This window comes from Erysipelothrix piscisicarius, assembly GCF_003931795.1.
Classification (GTDB): domain Bacteria; phylum Bacillota_I; class Bacilli_A; order Erysipelotrichales; family Erysipelotrichaceae; genus Erysipelothrix; species Erysipelothrix piscisicarius.
In genome coordinates, this window is the sequence record NZ_CP034234.1 from 176,638 (window position 1) to 189,890 (window position 13,253).

The following is a 13,253-nucleotide window of genomic DNA, read 5'->3' on the forward strand; positions in this document are numbered from 1 at the left end:
TTATAAAATCTATTAAATTATCTTATTCTATAAGTTATGGTATATTTTCATTAACACGAAGTCAAGTTAATGGAGGTATGTAAATAAAACGATATGAACTCGATGAAGATGCTTCAATTGAAGCTATGATGATTGAATTTGTTAAACCTTTTTATCAAGGTGAAACAAATCCAGGTACCGGACCTGTCTGTACAATCGCACCGGAAGACGTTTTAGATCGTCTTAAAAATCAAGATATGCCGCAACAAGGACGCGACCTCAATTCCGTTGTATCTCAATTGATGACGGATATTTATCCCTATAGTTTACGCAGTGCTCCCCCACGTCATTTTGGATTTATCCCCGGACCGGCTACAAAGGTTTCTGTTTTGGGTGATTTAATGTCGAGCGCTTATAATGTGCATGCAAGTAATTGGGTTAATAGTTCTGCCGCAAGTACGATCGAAGAAAACACCATTTGTTGGCTCACCAAACAAATCGGCTATGATGAACATGCTGGCGGGTTGTTTGTTTCAGGTGGTTCTATGGCAAACCTAACGGGACTTATTGCAGCAAGGGATAAAGTATTGAATGAAGATAACCGACACTTGGGGGTCATTTATCTTTCTGATCAAACACACCACTCTGTGGAAAAGGGCTTAAAAATTATTGGATTTACAAGCCGTCAATTCCGTTTTATTGATACCGATGAAGCCTTTCAAATTAAAACGGACATTCTTGAACGAACAATTTTAGAGGACTTGAACCAGGGATTGGTTCCTTGTTGTGTCGTTGCAACTGCAGGAACGACCAATACTGGAACCGTAGATCCCTTAGATGATATCGGTGATTTATGTAAGAAGTATTCTCTTTGGATGCATGTTGATCGCGCGTATGGAGCGTCTTTCCTTCTTTCAACCAGTCAAGTACACCGCCTTAAGGGAATTCATAAAGCAGATAGTGTTAGCTGGGATGCCCATAAATTACTCTATCAAACTTATAGTTGCGCCATGATTCTTGTGAAAGATAAACAAGATCTTCTCAACAGTTTCGATGCCAGCCCTGAATATTTAAAAGATATTGATGGTGACCGTGTAACAAATTTTGGCTCGATGGGAATTGAGCTTACACGACCGACTCGCGCACTAAAATTATGGCTTTCACTGCAAACTATTGGAATTGAAGAATATTCTCGTCGCATTGATCATGGCCAAGAACTTGCGAATTACGTTCAAGAACGAATTCTAAAATACAATCATTGGGAAATGATCTCACCTGCTCAGTTTTCGATTATTAATTTTCGTTACATCCATCCTGATTTAACGGACGAAGCGTTGGATTCACTCAATACCTATCTCGCAAAGCAAATTGTTGCCGATGAATTTGCAGGAATCTTTACAACCGAACTCAAAGGACACACCGTATTAAGAATGTGTACAATTAATCCGATCACCACCTTTGATGACCTCGATGAAACACTCGACCACCTTGAAACACTCGCAACCCATTATCTCAACACAAATCTTTAAGATTTGTGTTTTTTTGCTTTTTTACCACACTCACACACATTCTAAGAACAATCCAACTATAATAAGAATATAAGGGGGAACACATATGAAATTCTTTTTTAACTATACATTACCGCTTTTTGTACTCCTAACAATCTTGGGCTTTCCAGTTTATTTCCTATCAAAACGAATTCGCTTTAAAAAGCGAACAAAACCAAGACGCTTTAATCAACCCAACTATGCAACACGTCCACACCGGTTTAACCTAACAATCATGGGAGGATACGTCCTGATCGCGTGTCTATGCATCGTCATAACCTTTTATTTAGAAAATTGGCCTCGTTCAATTGAACCGAAAACGCAGTGTCAACAGCCATCTTTAACATTTACCGATCCCGGTGGGTTCTTAGATGCAAAGCCTGAATATGCATTGTGCTTTGATGAACATTCTGAATTAATTTTTGAAGATCCAAACCAAGCATTTGATTCATTCATTGAAGACCATCGTTTTGATCTCTATAAGATTCACCTTAAGTTTAAACGCTTTACACCGATTAACCGAATAACCTATCGGAATTATGCACGATTCGATATCAATAGCGAGCTTGAAGCACCTTATGCACAATTTTTTAAGATTTTTAATCAAAGTATTTATCCAAATACACAGGGCAAAACATTGCGCTTGATTCCGTTTAATGTCGATTCCATTGAATTCAGTGAGAACTATAAAAAACCGGATGGCGATATTGAACGAACTGAAAAAAACCAAGAGTTTGCGATCATCTCCGTAACACTTGATTTACAAAGTGACGACCCAATTATTGATTTCAGAAATGCCTTTACACTTGTCTCTGAAGATGCAACGACCTACCTTCCACCCCGTCTTGTTTTAAATAACAATCACGAACGAATGGACCTCAATGCACGAAACAACCAAGCAACTCTAATTTTTAATGTAAATCAAGATACACATTACAATCTTATATTCGCAACCGAAAATACAGTTCCTCAAAAAGAATTGATTCGAAAGCCATAAAGAAAAAAGTCCACATCGCGTGGACTTTCTTTTATCAAATCTCAACCGCACCACTTTCACTTTTATTAAAGTCTATCTCATAGGCCGTTTTGAAGTCAAATATTTTTCGCGGCATTGAGTTAATTTTGAAGCAAATATCATCAAGATATTGTTGCGCTATATCATACATTGATTTTCCTTTTGGTATAAACCTTCTAACGATTGCATTCGCTCGTTCATTGGTTCCACGTTGAAAAGAACAGTATGGATCACACTTATATAGTTTCACACCCAACCGCTTGGCTGTAATTCCTAATGTTTTAAATTCAAGTCCATTATCTACTGTTATCGATTTCGTGGTTATATTATTCTCTTCAATAAATTTTCGAATTAAGTTTGATGTAATAGTCATATCGATATTCTGCTTTAATAAGCCAGGTCATTCTTGAGCAGCGGTCTACAATGGATATAATCGCTGCAGATTCATGTTTCTTACCGATTATAGAGTCGATTTCGAGATGGCCAATCTCGTTACGTTCCTCAATGTATTTAGGTCTAAGGCTAATTGAAGTACCGTTTTCTTCAAGTTCCATCTCAAGTGATTCATCATTCCACTAATTCTCTTTTACGTTTTCGACGTTTATAGCACATTCTATTTGGTTTTATATCAAGTTTACCTTGATTAATCCAGTTATAGACTTGCTGCGATGAAACACACGGTTTATATGGATGATATCGTTTATAGTTACTCAAGCATACTTCTACCCAATGAACTTTAGGATCATAGTGAGAATGCAGATATTCGATTAAGTGGAATATTTTCTCGAATATCAATCGTTCGTTTCTTATAGACATTATTTTATATCTAGAAATCGTAGAATGAGATATATTGAGTTTACGTGCTGCCTTGCGCATAGAGTAGCCGATGCTTAATAGAATATCAATTTGGTCTTTCATTTTTATCTAATTGTTTATACTTCATATGGGAGCTCTTTTAGTGAACCGCACCCCGAATCTTGGACAAAGATGAGGAGGTGCGGTTTTATAACTAAGCTAACACGAAAACAAAAATTGAAATATATGAAAACGAAAGTTAGGACAATCAGTATGTTCATTAGTAAATGAGTATGGTATTAATAAATCAAGTATTAAATATTTGGTAAGACTTATCGATCAACATGGACCCAATGTTCTAAGACGAAACAAAAATCACTTTTATTCTCATGAATTTAAGTCAGAAGTAATAAATCGGATATTAATGGATGGAGAAAGTACAATAGCTGTCGCCATCGAACTTGGATTAAGTTCTGATGGATTGATTTACAATTGGATTAAAAATTATAAAGAAAACGGCTATAATGTCATAGAACGGAAACGAGGTAAACCATCTATGACAAAACCAACTAAACTGTTAACAGTTAATGATGAACTAAAGGCATTGAAGAAAAAAAAACAAGTATTTGGAAGCGGAGAATGAATATTTAAAAAAATTGAATGCCGTAGTGAAACAAAGGGTGGAGCGCGAAAAGAAGAAAAAACCAGAGTAGTCTCCTTACTACGACAAAAATATCCCTTAGAGATTCTTTTAAAAATATCCGGACTCGCTCGATCTACTTACTACTTCTACGTTTCAAAAATTGATTTTGATACCAAAAACGACGAACTCATGCAAGAGATTATAGAAATCTATTATGATCACAAAGGACGATATGGTTATCGTAGAATTACTTTAGAACTAAATAATCGAGGAATTCGTGTAAATCACAAGAAAGTCTTGAGACTTATGAATAAAATGGGATTACATTCAATCATAAGAAAGAAACGTAAGTATTCTTCATATAAAGGGACAGTGGGAACCATTGTTGAGAATCGAGTTCAAAGAGATTTTGAAGCTGATAAACCCAATCAAAAATGGTTTACGGATATCACTGAGTTTAATGTGCAAGGGAAGAAAATCTATCTTTCACCAATACTTGATGCATATGGTAGATACATTGTATCTTACAACATATCTACAAGTCCTAATTTGGATCAAACTAGAGACATGCTTCACAAGGCATTTTCTTGTAACGATACGCAAGGAACAATTATTCATTCGGATAGAGGATGGCAATACCAACATCAATTTTATGTGAAAGAATTAGAAGCACATTCGATGATTAGAAGTATGTCAAGAAAGGGAAATAGTATTGATAACGGACTCATGGAGGGCTTTTTTGGGCTACTAAAATCAGAAATGTATTATGACCAAGAACATAAGTATAAAAAGGTAGAAGAATTAGTTGATGCAATTGATGAATATATCGACTCTTATAATAACAAGAGAATTAAGAGCAAACTAAAAGGACTGACCCCTGTTCAATACAGGAATCAATCCTTAAATTTAAAAGATAATTAGCTTGTCCAAAATTTGGGGTTCAGTTCAAAGTCGGGTGGGCTCCTTTTATTATACAAAAACAACCGCACCTTGGATGGTGCGGTTGAGATTTGAATTTAGGAAAAAGAGTTCAGTACTTTAGTACTGAACTCTTTTTATTCTATGAAACGTTTGATTTCTTGAATACTCATGTTTTGAATCCCTAAATCTGCCATGCATGGCCCCATTGTCCAACAATCTTTCCCTAATATGGATGAACCCAATGTCACAAGACTGTTCATTATCGAAGTTTCCACATGAATGTGCTGTGCTAATTTGGCCCACGTTGCGAGTCCAAAGGGAATATCTTCCGAATAATATCTTCCCTTCACATCAGCAGGACCTTTAATGGAAGCAAAACTCGGATTCTCTGAAATTACTTGATGAAGATCATCCGATGCATCCGGACCACCTACCCCTTTATTTACCGTTTCAAAATTGTATTCGAAAGCTTCAAGAAGACGGATTCGTTCTTGATCCAGCCCTTCAGTAGTACGCACAACACAAGAAGTAAATCCTTCAGTGTAAAAGTAAAAATCCCCACGGGCCTTTTCAATCCGTCCTGCATTAAGGATACATCCCGGAACATGGATAATAGGATTTAAGCTGTTTAATCCACAAGCAACAATACTTTCCACAGGTTGAATGCCATCATAAAGTTCCGATAATATCTGACAGACGCGCATTGTTTCTTTTGCTGGTAAGACACCAACTTTAAGTGGATCGAAGCGACTCATAATCATCACATGCCCTGGCTCAATGATTCGTGTAGCATAAGGAAGTGTATGTGATTCCGCAAATACAATATTGGCATGATTGCCTATATCATTCATTGCCTTCTTAAATATCAGACTCCCAAATGTCCCTGGAACAATAAAAACGATCTGCCCTTCTTGCAAGCATGGTGCAAGGCGGTATGCATAATCTTTGTGGGCAAAGGCTGGCACGGCAACAAGAATAATCTCTGCATCCGCAACGCCCTTTTGTAAGTCTGTTGTTACAGATGTCAGGGTTGCGGTGCCTTCCACGACACCGGTCACATGAATTTGGAGTGAATCAAAGACCGTTTGCATATTATGTTTAAACTGCGCATCTTCGATTAAAGTAACCGAGTACCCTTTGAGTGTTAAATCAGCGGCGGCTGCGTGAGCACCATTCCCACCACCAATGATCGCAATTTTTTTCATATTCAATCCTCCTTTAATTCCTACATTATAAATCGAGGCGGGGTCCTTGTTTCCATAATGTAATAAGAGACATCGTTTGTGTAACGATGTCTCTTATTATTTCGAGATGCTTTTTCGGGTTTGAGTAAAACGATAAATGACAGAATAAAGATAAAGCCAGCAAAGAGAAAGGTGGATGACGGCGAAATCGTATAAACCAGACTCGTAAGTAATGCCCCGAAAATTTTTCCGAGCATTAATAATGAATTATAGAGGCCTGCCAGTTGGTTCCCTTCCTCAACACTGCGTTTGTTTGAGATTACTGAATTTTGAAGAATAGGAATCATCACTGTGTACATACCAAACCACGCTAACGCAAAACCAACAAAGGGTTTTGATGTCTGGCTAAAGCTTACAATCATAGCGAGCGTTCCCATCGCAATAAACACGGTTTTTAAAAGACCCAACTCAACCGCTTGTTTTTTACGATTGCGACGTCGAATTAAACTAACATTCAACACAACCGCAAACAATCCGGTAATGGCTTTAATAATTCCATTTTGGCTGGGTACAAAGTTGAAAATATCTTTTATATAATAATTAAAACTTTGGTCAAACAAAGTTGTTCCAACGGATGATGTGAACGTTACAATCAATAAAATCAAGACCACATCTTTCATTAAATGACGCGATGACTGAAGGACCTTTAATGGATTGGAGTTGCGAATCATGGACCATTCCATCTTTTCTTCGATTTTCTCATATCGTCCTAAAATAAAATAAAACACCTAGTACAATTTGAAATACCGCTTGAATCACAAACGTGAGTCGCACAGAAAAATCACCAAGATACCCACCAATAAAGAATCCAAGTGCTGCCCCTACACTGACTATAATCGATGAGATTGTTATGTAATGAGATTGGCGTTCTTCTGGTGCTTCATTCACTACATAACTCATAAGACCTACTTGGAATCCTCCAGCGAAAATACCACTTAAAAGTCTCGCAAAATAAATACTATAGCGATTTAACGCATACCCAAAAAGCAATTGAGCAATCGCATAACCAATCGAGGATATCATTAAAATACGTGTCTTTTTCATCCCATTTGCGACATTCGACCACACAAGAGCAAAAATAAAATTTGTAAGACACATCGCCGCAAACGACAAGCCAAAAACATGCGGTGGTAAATCCATCGATTTTAAAAGAGTCGGTGTTACAGGATGCCCCAAATTCTTATCAACTCGCTTTTTACCCTGTCGCTTCCCAACAGACTCCTCACCCTAAGCATGTCCGTTGACAAAGGACAAACACGAACTGCACACTATATAGAATAAAGTAAACTATGTGTGAGAGGTGATGTTGATGGAATTAACACAAAGACAAAGTAGTATTCTGTTGTTGATAATCAATGCACATGATGCAATTACAAGTGATGATATTGCAACTGAACTGAATATATCGAGCAAAACGGTTCAACGGGAAGTTCAGGCAATCGATCACATCCTTAAAAAAAGCAACATGGCCATCACCTCGTTACGCGGTAAAGGTTATCTGATCGATGACTCATACAAAAACGAAATGTGGAAAACCTATTTCTATAATGATGAGTTCGATAATAACGTATTACCGAATGTAAGACAATCTCGAGTTGAATGGATTATTCGTAAAATTGCGAACGGAACTTTGAACAGTACTTATTTTACATTAGAAGCACTTGCTGATAATTTATTTATAAGTTTATCAACACTCAAAAGAGATCTTGTTAGTGTAAGACGGATTCTAAGGGAATATCATATTTTCCTGGAAAATGACTATAAGCGAGGGTTGGTCCTAACCGGTGATGAAAACAGCATTCGTCGCCTCATCAATGATTACCTTGTCATGGAAAAATCTACCATTGACATGAATCGTATTATCGGACAAAATACCCCTCGCATGGATATCATTGAGCGCATTATTGTGACATGCATTCAAGAGTATCAACTCCATCTCACAGATATTGGATTTAAAAATCTTTCGATTCACATTGAAATTGCTTTGACACGCATTGAACAAGATAAGCTGCGTTTAAGCAATACAACCACATCAATTCAAACGGATTCAAAAGCTTATTTATGTGCCGAAGCGTGAAATCATTAATATTTATATCCATTTAAGTTCTCAAAAAAAACTCCATACAGATGTTGATAATGTCAATTCTGAGTCCCATCGCAATTTACAGATCCTCAATGAAGCCCTCGATGACATTTATCGGATTTATGGTAGTGATTTCCGTAACGATGAGATTCTAAAACAAGGCTTGATGACTCACCTCGAAAGTGCGCTCAAACGCATTGAACTTGGACTTTCAATCCGTAACGAATTATTGGATGATATCGAGAAGAATTATCCTTTTGAAATTCAAATTGCGAAAGTTCTTGCCTTTCATTTTTTAAAAACAAACGCAGTAGCCTTTAACTTAGATGAAATTGGGTTCCTCGCCCTTCATTTCTGTGGTGCTCGCGAACGCGCCCGGCACGACGAAAAAAGTGAAACAACACGCGCAATTGTTGTATGCACGACAGGAGTCGGGACTGCAATGCTTCTGAAAGCGAAATTAGAGTCTCAATTTAAAGAGGCACTTGAAATTAAAAAAGTAAGTGCTCTTTATCAACTTGATAAACACGATATGGATGATGTGGATTTGCTTATTTCTACGGTCCACATCGATCGTAATTTAGGGGTTCCTACAGTTGTTGTTTCCGCAATTGTTACCGACCAGGATATCGCACATATTAAGCGATATATCAAAGGCGAACCCACAAACACTCATTCTGTCGCAGATTTATTCGACGAGAAACTTTTTTTAGTTAATCCTGATGCGCAATCACCTCAAGAACTTCTTGAAATGATGAGCCAAAAAGCCCTCACCCTTGGCTATATCGATAAAGCGTGTCAAGAATCGATTCTAGAACGCGAAGCGCTTGGTTCTACTGAGGTCGGTAACCTCGTTTGTATCCCTCACAATATCGAAGGTTCTGTATACCGACCCTCCATTGTGGCATGTGTTCTCGATAAACCCATCCCGTGGAAATATGATCACGTTCAACTTATTCTCATGATTCTCATTGATCAAGACCATCGCACCCAATATTCCGACTTATTCGCAGAACTCTATACGGAAATCGACCATCAATACAAAGTGTCAAACATTATTAAAAATAAGAATATTTCTTATTTGAAATCACTCTTTACTGAGTAGGAAAGGTATTTTATGAAAACTATTATTGTAGCATGCGGCTCTGGTATCGCAACAAGTACTGTTGCCACATCAAAACTTAAAGCAGGACTCGAAGCAAAAGGGCTTCTTGACCACGTTAAATTTATTCAAACTTCACTTGCTGAATTGCCATCCATTGCATCGGATCAAGATGTAATCGTAACTACAGCTCAAGGTGGAGAAGGTTATGGAATTCCTGTTTTATCAGGGCTATCCCTTTTAACGGGAATGGGTGCTCAAGCAACCATTGATAACGTTATTGAAATTCTCGGCTTATAGAAAACGTGGTGATGACAGTGTTTAATGAAGATTTAGTATTTTTAGATTTAGACGTATCATCGCAAGATGAATTGTTTGATCTGATGAATCAACATCTTCTCGATCTTGGATACGTTAATGAAGCTTATTTAGGTGCACTAAAGGAACGCGAAGCTACCTATCCAACAGGACTTGCAGCCCCTGTATGCAGCGTTGCAATCCCTCATGTCGATTCAACATACATTCATAAACCAGGGATTGCCTTTGTACGTGTATCTGAAGCAATCGCATATAAAGAAATGGTTACGGATAATGATCTCAATGTAAAACTGTTCTTTTTCTTACTTGTGAAAAACAAAGAAGAACAAGTGCAAATTTTAAGTAAACTTATGGGGACATTTTCCGATGACGATTTCTTAAATCAATTATTACAAGGAAAAACGAATCAGGAAATCTTAGATATTTTAACTAAAGGAGTAGCATAGTCATGTCAATTTTAAATTTTATTGTTGACCTTGGTCCTGCTGTAATGATGCCGATCATCTTTACCATCTTTGCGTTAGCGCTCGGGGTTAAGTTTAGTAAAGCATTTAAATCAGGATTAATGGTTGGTATTGGTTTTATTGGATTAAATATCGTTATTGAATTACTTACAAAGAATTTGGAACCTGCTGCAAAACAGATGGTTGCGAATTTTGGTCTAAACTTAACGGTTCTTGATGTTGGTTGGCCTGCAGCAAGTGCTATTGCATTCGGTTCTGCTGTTGGGGTATTAATTATCCCTGTTGGGATTTTGGTTAACATTCTTATGTTATCAACAAAAACAACAAAAACGGTTAACGTTGATATTTGGAACTTCTGGCATTTTGCCTTTACAGGTTCTCTTGTTTTGATGATTACCAATGATTTAATTGTGAGTCTATTAATGGCAGCCTTTAATATGGTGATTATCATGGTTATTGGAGACCGTACCGCACCACTTGTTGAAAAACAACTTGGGTTCCCCGGTATTTCAATTCCACATGCATTTACCGCATCTTTTGCACCCATCGCTTATGTTTTAAATGCAATTATTGATAAAATTCCAGGTATTAATAAAATTAAACTTGATGAAAAAGCATTCCAGAAAAAATTTGGTATGTTTGGTGATCCTGCAATCCTTGGTACTGTTGTTGGGATTTTATTAGGTCTTGTTGCCGGTTATGATTTCAAAGGGATTACAAACCTTGCAATCGTGATGGCGGCTGTTTTAGTCTTAACACCAAAAATGTCCGCAATTCTTATGGAAGGTTTAATGCCCATTAGTGAAGCAGTTCAAGCTAAAATCCAAAAGAAATATGGAGAAAACTCAAACCTTCTTATTGGACTTGATTCAGCAGTCGGTGTTGGTAACCCTGTTACCCTTACCATTTCACTTGTAATGGTTCCCATTACAATTATTCTTGCCTTTATCATTCCAGGTAACCAATTCTTGCCGTTCGCAAGTCTTGCTGTTTTACCATTTATGTTTGTTTTAATTGCACCTCTTTGTGGTGGAGACTTCTTCCGTACACTGATCGTTGGAATCTTTACCGTATCGATTGGTCTTTTAATTGGTACAAATATTGCTCCAATCTTTACTGAAGCTGCAAAAGCAGCCAACTTTGCAATCCCAGGCGGTTCTGCATTGATTTCAAGTATTGATTATGGTAGTTCATGGTTACCATTTATGATGGTAAAACTTGTTGAGTATAAATGGATCGGTGTTGCAATTGCCGGTGCTATCTCAGCGGTTCTTATGGTTTGGAACCGTAAGTTAATTCTTAAAGAACAAGCAATTAAAGATCAAGCTTAGTCTCTTTTCGATTAAAAAAATAAAAAGGATTGAATTCGGTAATGGTGCCGATTTCAATCCTTTTTTTATTTGTGAACGTTGCAATACCAACCTTCGTATGATCCGTTATATTGATTCGTGAGGGATACGATGTGTTGTGAAATACCATTCATAGTGGGTAATGTTGGAACAATTGAAGCAATCATTCGGGTTTGAATCAAACCATCTTCCCGTGGCTCGATGGTTTGGGTATGTGCAAATTGTTCAAAGTGTTGACTGAATAGTTGTGCATCTTCTTGTCGTTCAAACACCGTTAACACTTCGACATCCCGTTCTACTTCAAATCGTTCTCCTTCGCGTTCAAGGTTCAAACAAAGATTTTGATTGTAGATCATCGCTAATTGATATTCGTTGGGGAATAGAACACTTTTGTAGATTTCAAAATCATCATGTTCACGAACAATGACACCCATGACTTCTTGGGGGAAGCGTTCTTTGAGGATGGATTCAAGACTTATACACGCTTTTGAAACAAAGAAATAGTCACAAACATCATTTCCAGTTATCGCTCCAATTAACTGAACATCCATAGGGCTTAAGAAATCTGTGACAGCAGTTTCAAATTCATTTAGGGTATCAAAAAGCTAACTCCGTAGGAAATCCGTTGTCTCGCCCGTTATACGGCTTTCTAACAACATAGAGATGGGGATCATCCGGTTCAATAACAAGGGCATTAAGATCCACACGAACACTGTGTGGTTTTTCATCCATTGTGATTGGATAAAATTGAAAATTTGATTCATACATAACAATAACCTACCTTTATGTTTCTATAATACGACAGCTTTTCAATTAATGCCACCGTGTATCGATAAAGCCATAAAAAAAAGCTACGATAATTCGTAGCCTTTTGTAAATTATTTATCCCAAAGTTTTTCCGGGTATGTACCATCTTCTTGGAACTTCGCAAACTGCGCAAGAACCATTGGTTTATCTTCTTGATAGGTTACACCGAACCAACGATCGGGTGTATCTAAAATCTTAACTGATAATTTACCATCATGGATTAAAGATCCCACATCATTAGGGAGTAATGCTTCTGATTTCATAGGGTTTTTCGCAACATCTTCTTTTAAGAATGTTTCAAATTTTGTTTCCATTAGATCAAAGATTGCCGGTGTAAAGCTCCAGAAGTTCATTGAAACTTGTGTTCCATCAGGAATCAGGGTTTCATCAGGTCCACCAACAACCCCTTTATCTGTACGCTTAATGCCATCTGTTTCCACAATATCCGTTAAGAAACCTTCTACATTTTTACAGACCCCACGCGTTACTGTTCCATTATCAGTAATCGTATTGTCCACAATGTATCCCATCATTGCAGCTTGTTGATCTGTAACTTCTTCATTTAAGAATCGTGCCATTTCCACAAAAGCAGCTTTTCCGTAGTAGTCATCTGCATTAATAATCATAAAAGGTCCCGATACATGGTTCCGTGCAGCAAGCAGCGCATGTGTTGTTCCCCAAGGTTTTTCACGGCCTTCAACCCCTTCAAACCACTCAGGAACATCACTTGTGCTTTGGAAAGCATATTCCACATTAATAAATGGACGAATTTTCCCAACAAGTTCTGCTTCAAAAATTGCTTCATGCTCTTCACGAATAATTAATACAAGTTTATTAAATCCTGCTTGAATTGCATCATAGATTGAAAAATCAATGATTGCCTCTCCATTTTTTCCGAATTTGTCAATTTGTTTTAATCCACCGTAACGGCTTCCCATTCCAGCAGCTAATATTACTAAAGTTAAATCCTTCATACTTGCCTCCTA

The 13,253-nt window shown here is 37.3% G+C and carries 13 protein-coding genes and 2 pseudogenes; 8 read left to right on the forward strand and 7 right to left on the reverse strand.

Features of this window, described 5'->3' with window-relative positions:
* Positions 1 to 128: 128 nt before the first annotated feature.
* Both EEI45_RS00885 and EEI45_RS00890 read left to right on the forward strand, forming a co-directional pair.
* On the forward strand, positions 129 to 1,508 hold the full coding sequence (locus EEI45_RS00885; RefSeq protein ID WP_228410414.1) for a pyridoxal phosphate-dependent decarboxylase family protein: 1,380 nt from the start codon (positions 129 to 131) through the stop codon (positions 1,506 to 1,508).
* Positions 1,509 to 1,593: 85 nt separating this feature from the next.
* Complete coding sequence (locus EEI45_RS00890) at positions 1,594 to 2,523, forward strand: hypothetical protein (RefSeq protein ID WP_125163772.1); 930 nt, start codon at positions 1,594 to 1,596, stop codon at positions 2,521 to 2,523.
* Positions 2,524 to 2,557: 34 nt separating this feature from the next.
* On the opposite strand, the pseudogene EEI45_RS00895 reads toward EEI45_RS00890, so the two are convergent.
* Positions 2,558 to 3,484, reverse strand: a pseudogene (locus tag EEI45_RS00895) (IS30 family transposase).
* A gap of 88 nt (positions 3,485 to 3,572) precedes the next feature.
* Here EEI45_RS00895 and EEI45_RS00900 point away from each other — a divergent pair.
* A pseudogene (locus tag EEI45_RS00900) lies at positions 3,573 to 4,900 on the forward strand (IS3 family transposase).
* Positions 4,901 to 5,034: 134 nt separating this feature from the next.
* On the opposite strand, the gene EEI45_RS00905 reads toward EEI45_RS00900, so the two are convergent.
* From EEI45_RS00905 to EEI45_RS09865, 3 genes are read right to left on the reverse strand one after another with little or no spacing between them, the layout of a single operon-like run.
* Positions 5,035 to 6,105, reverse strand: a complete 1,071-nt coding sequence (locus tag EEI45_RS00905) for an NAD/NADP octopine/nopaline dehydrogenase family protein (protein ID WP_125163773.1) — start codon at positions 6,103 to 6,105, stop codon at positions 5,035 to 5,037.
* A 20-nt stretch (positions 6,106 to 6,125) separates the two neighbouring features.
* Positions 6,126 to 6,872 (reverse strand): MFS transporter, encoded by a 747-nt coding sequence (locus EEI45_RS09860; protein WP_267128131.1) that lies wholly within the window; start codon positions 6,870 to 6,872, stop codon positions 6,126 to 6,128.
* On the reverse strand, positions 6,844 to 7,284 hold the full coding sequence (locus EEI45_RS09865) for an MFS transporter (protein ID WP_267128132.1): 441 nt from the start codon (positions 7,282 to 7,284) through the stop codon (positions 6,844 to 6,846). The genes EEI45_RS09860 and EEI45_RS09865 overlap by 29 nt, the downstream gene beginning before the upstream one ends.
* Before the next feature lie 169 nt (positions 7,285 to 7,453).
* On the opposite strand from EEI45_RS09865, the gene EEI45_RS08795 reads away from it, so the two are divergent.
* The 5 genes from EEI45_RS08795 to EEI45_RS00930 are packed head-to-tail and all read left to right on the forward strand — an operon-like array spanning position 7,454 to position 11,442.
* On the forward strand, positions 7,454 to 8,221 hold the full coding sequence (locus EEI45_RS08795; RefSeq protein WP_228410415.1) for a BglG family transcription antiterminator: 768 nt from the start codon (positions 7,454 to 7,456) through the stop codon (positions 8,219 to 8,221).
* Positions 8,208 to 9,332, forward strand: a complete 1,125-nt coding sequence (locus EEI45_RS08800) for a BglG family transcription antiterminator (RefSeq protein WP_228410416.1) — start codon at positions 8,208 to 8,210, stop codon at positions 9,330 to 9,332. The genes EEI45_RS08795 and EEI45_RS08800 overlap by 14 nt, the downstream gene beginning before the upstream one ends.
* 12 nt (positions 9,333 to 9,344) lie before the next feature.
* Positions 9,345 to 9,629, forward strand: a complete 285-nt coding sequence (locus tag EEI45_RS00920; protein WP_125163774.1) for a PTS sugar transporter subunit IIB — start codon at positions 9,345 to 9,347, stop codon at positions 9,627 to 9,629.
* Positions 9,630 to 9,640: 11 nt separating this feature from the next.
* Entirely contained in the window at positions 9,641 to 10,093 is a 453-nt protein-coding gene (locus tag EEI45_RS00925) for a PTS sugar transporter subunit IIA (protein ID WP_228410417.1), read from the forward strand.
* Between the two features lie 2 nt (positions 10,094 to 10,095).
* The gene (locus EEI45_RS00930) at positions 10,096 to 11,442 is read left to right on the forward strand and encodes a PTS galactitol transporter subunit IIC (protein ID WP_125163775.1); all 1,347 of its coding nucleotides are present in this window, start codon (positions 10,096 to 10,098) and stop codon (positions 11,440 to 11,442) included.
* A 65-nt stretch (positions 11,443 to 11,507) separates the two neighbouring features.
* Here the strand turns inward: EEI45_RS00930 and EEI45_RS00935 are convergent, their stop codons facing one another.
* The 3 genes from EEI45_RS00935 to EEI45_RS00940 form a co-directional block, all read right to left on the reverse strand.
* Positions 11,508 to 12,011, reverse strand: coding sequence for a ribonuclease E inhibitor RraB (locus EEI45_RS00935; protein ID WP_228410418.1), 504 nt, complete (start codon positions 12,009 to 12,011; stop codon positions 11,508 to 11,510).
* Between the two features lie 46 nt (positions 12,012 to 12,057).
* The gene (locus EEI45_RS08805; protein WP_228410419.1) at positions 12,058 to 12,228 is read right to left on the reverse strand and encodes a DUF695 domain-containing protein; all 171 of its coding nucleotides are present in this window, start codon (positions 12,226 to 12,228) and stop codon (positions 12,058 to 12,060) included.
* A 110-nt stretch (positions 12,229 to 12,338) separates the two neighbouring features.
* On the reverse strand, positions 12,339 to 13,241 hold the full coding sequence (locus EEI45_RS00940) for a nucleotidyltransferase family protein (protein WP_125163776.1): 903 nt from the start codon (positions 13,239 to 13,241) through the stop codon (positions 12,339 to 12,341).
* Positions 13,242 to 13,253: the final 12 nt, after the last annotated feature.

What these genes read in the sequence shown, in the direction of transcription:
- EEI45_RS08795 (WP_228410415.1), top strand. Translation starts at nt 7,454, where the DNA reads ATGGAATTAACACAAAGACAAAGTAGTATTCTGTTGTTGATAATCAAT.
- EEI45_RS00925 (WP_228410417.1), top strand. Translation starts at nt 9,641, where the DNA reads ATGACAGTGTTTAATGAAGATTTAGTATTTTTAGATTTAGACGTATCA.
- EEI45_RS00890 (WP_125163772.1), top strand. Translation starts at nt 1,594, where the DNA reads ATGAAATTCTTTTTTAACTATACATTACCGCTTTTTGTACTCCTAACA.
- EEI45_RS08805 (WP_228410419.1), bottom strand. Translation starts at nt 12,228, where the DNA reads ATGTATGAATCAAATTTTCAATTTTATCCAATCACAATGGATGAAAAA.
- EEI45_RS00920 (WP_125163774.1), top strand. Translation starts at nt 9,345, where the DNA reads ATGAAAACTATTATTGTAGCATGCGGCTCTGGTATCGCAACAAGTACT.
- EEI45_RS00905 (WP_125163773.1), bottom strand. Translation starts at nt 6,105, where the DNA reads ATGAAAAAAATTGCGATCATTGGTGGTGGGAATGGTGCTCACGCAGCC.
- EEI45_RS00930 (WP_125163775.1), top strand. Translation starts at nt 10,096, where the DNA reads ATGTCAATTTTAAATTTTATTGTTGACCTTGGTCCTGCTGTAATGATG.
- EEI45_RS09865 (WP_267128132.1), bottom strand. Translation starts at nt 7,284, where the DNA reads ATGGATTTACCACCGCATGTTTTTGGCTTGTCGTTTGCGGCGATGTGT.
- EEI45_RS00940 (WP_125163776.1), bottom strand. Translation starts at nt 13,241, where the DNA reads ATGAAGGATTTAACTTTAGTAATATTAGCTGCTGGAATGGGAAGCCGT.
- EEI45_RS00885 (WP_228410414.1), top strand. Translation starts at nt 129, where the DNA reads ATGATTGAATTTGTTAAACCTTTTTATCAAGGTGAAACAAATCCAGGT.
- EEI45_RS00935 (WP_228410418.1), bottom strand. Translation starts at nt 12,011, where the DNA reads ATGGATGTTCAGTTAATTGGAGCGATAACTGGAAATGATGTTTGTGAC.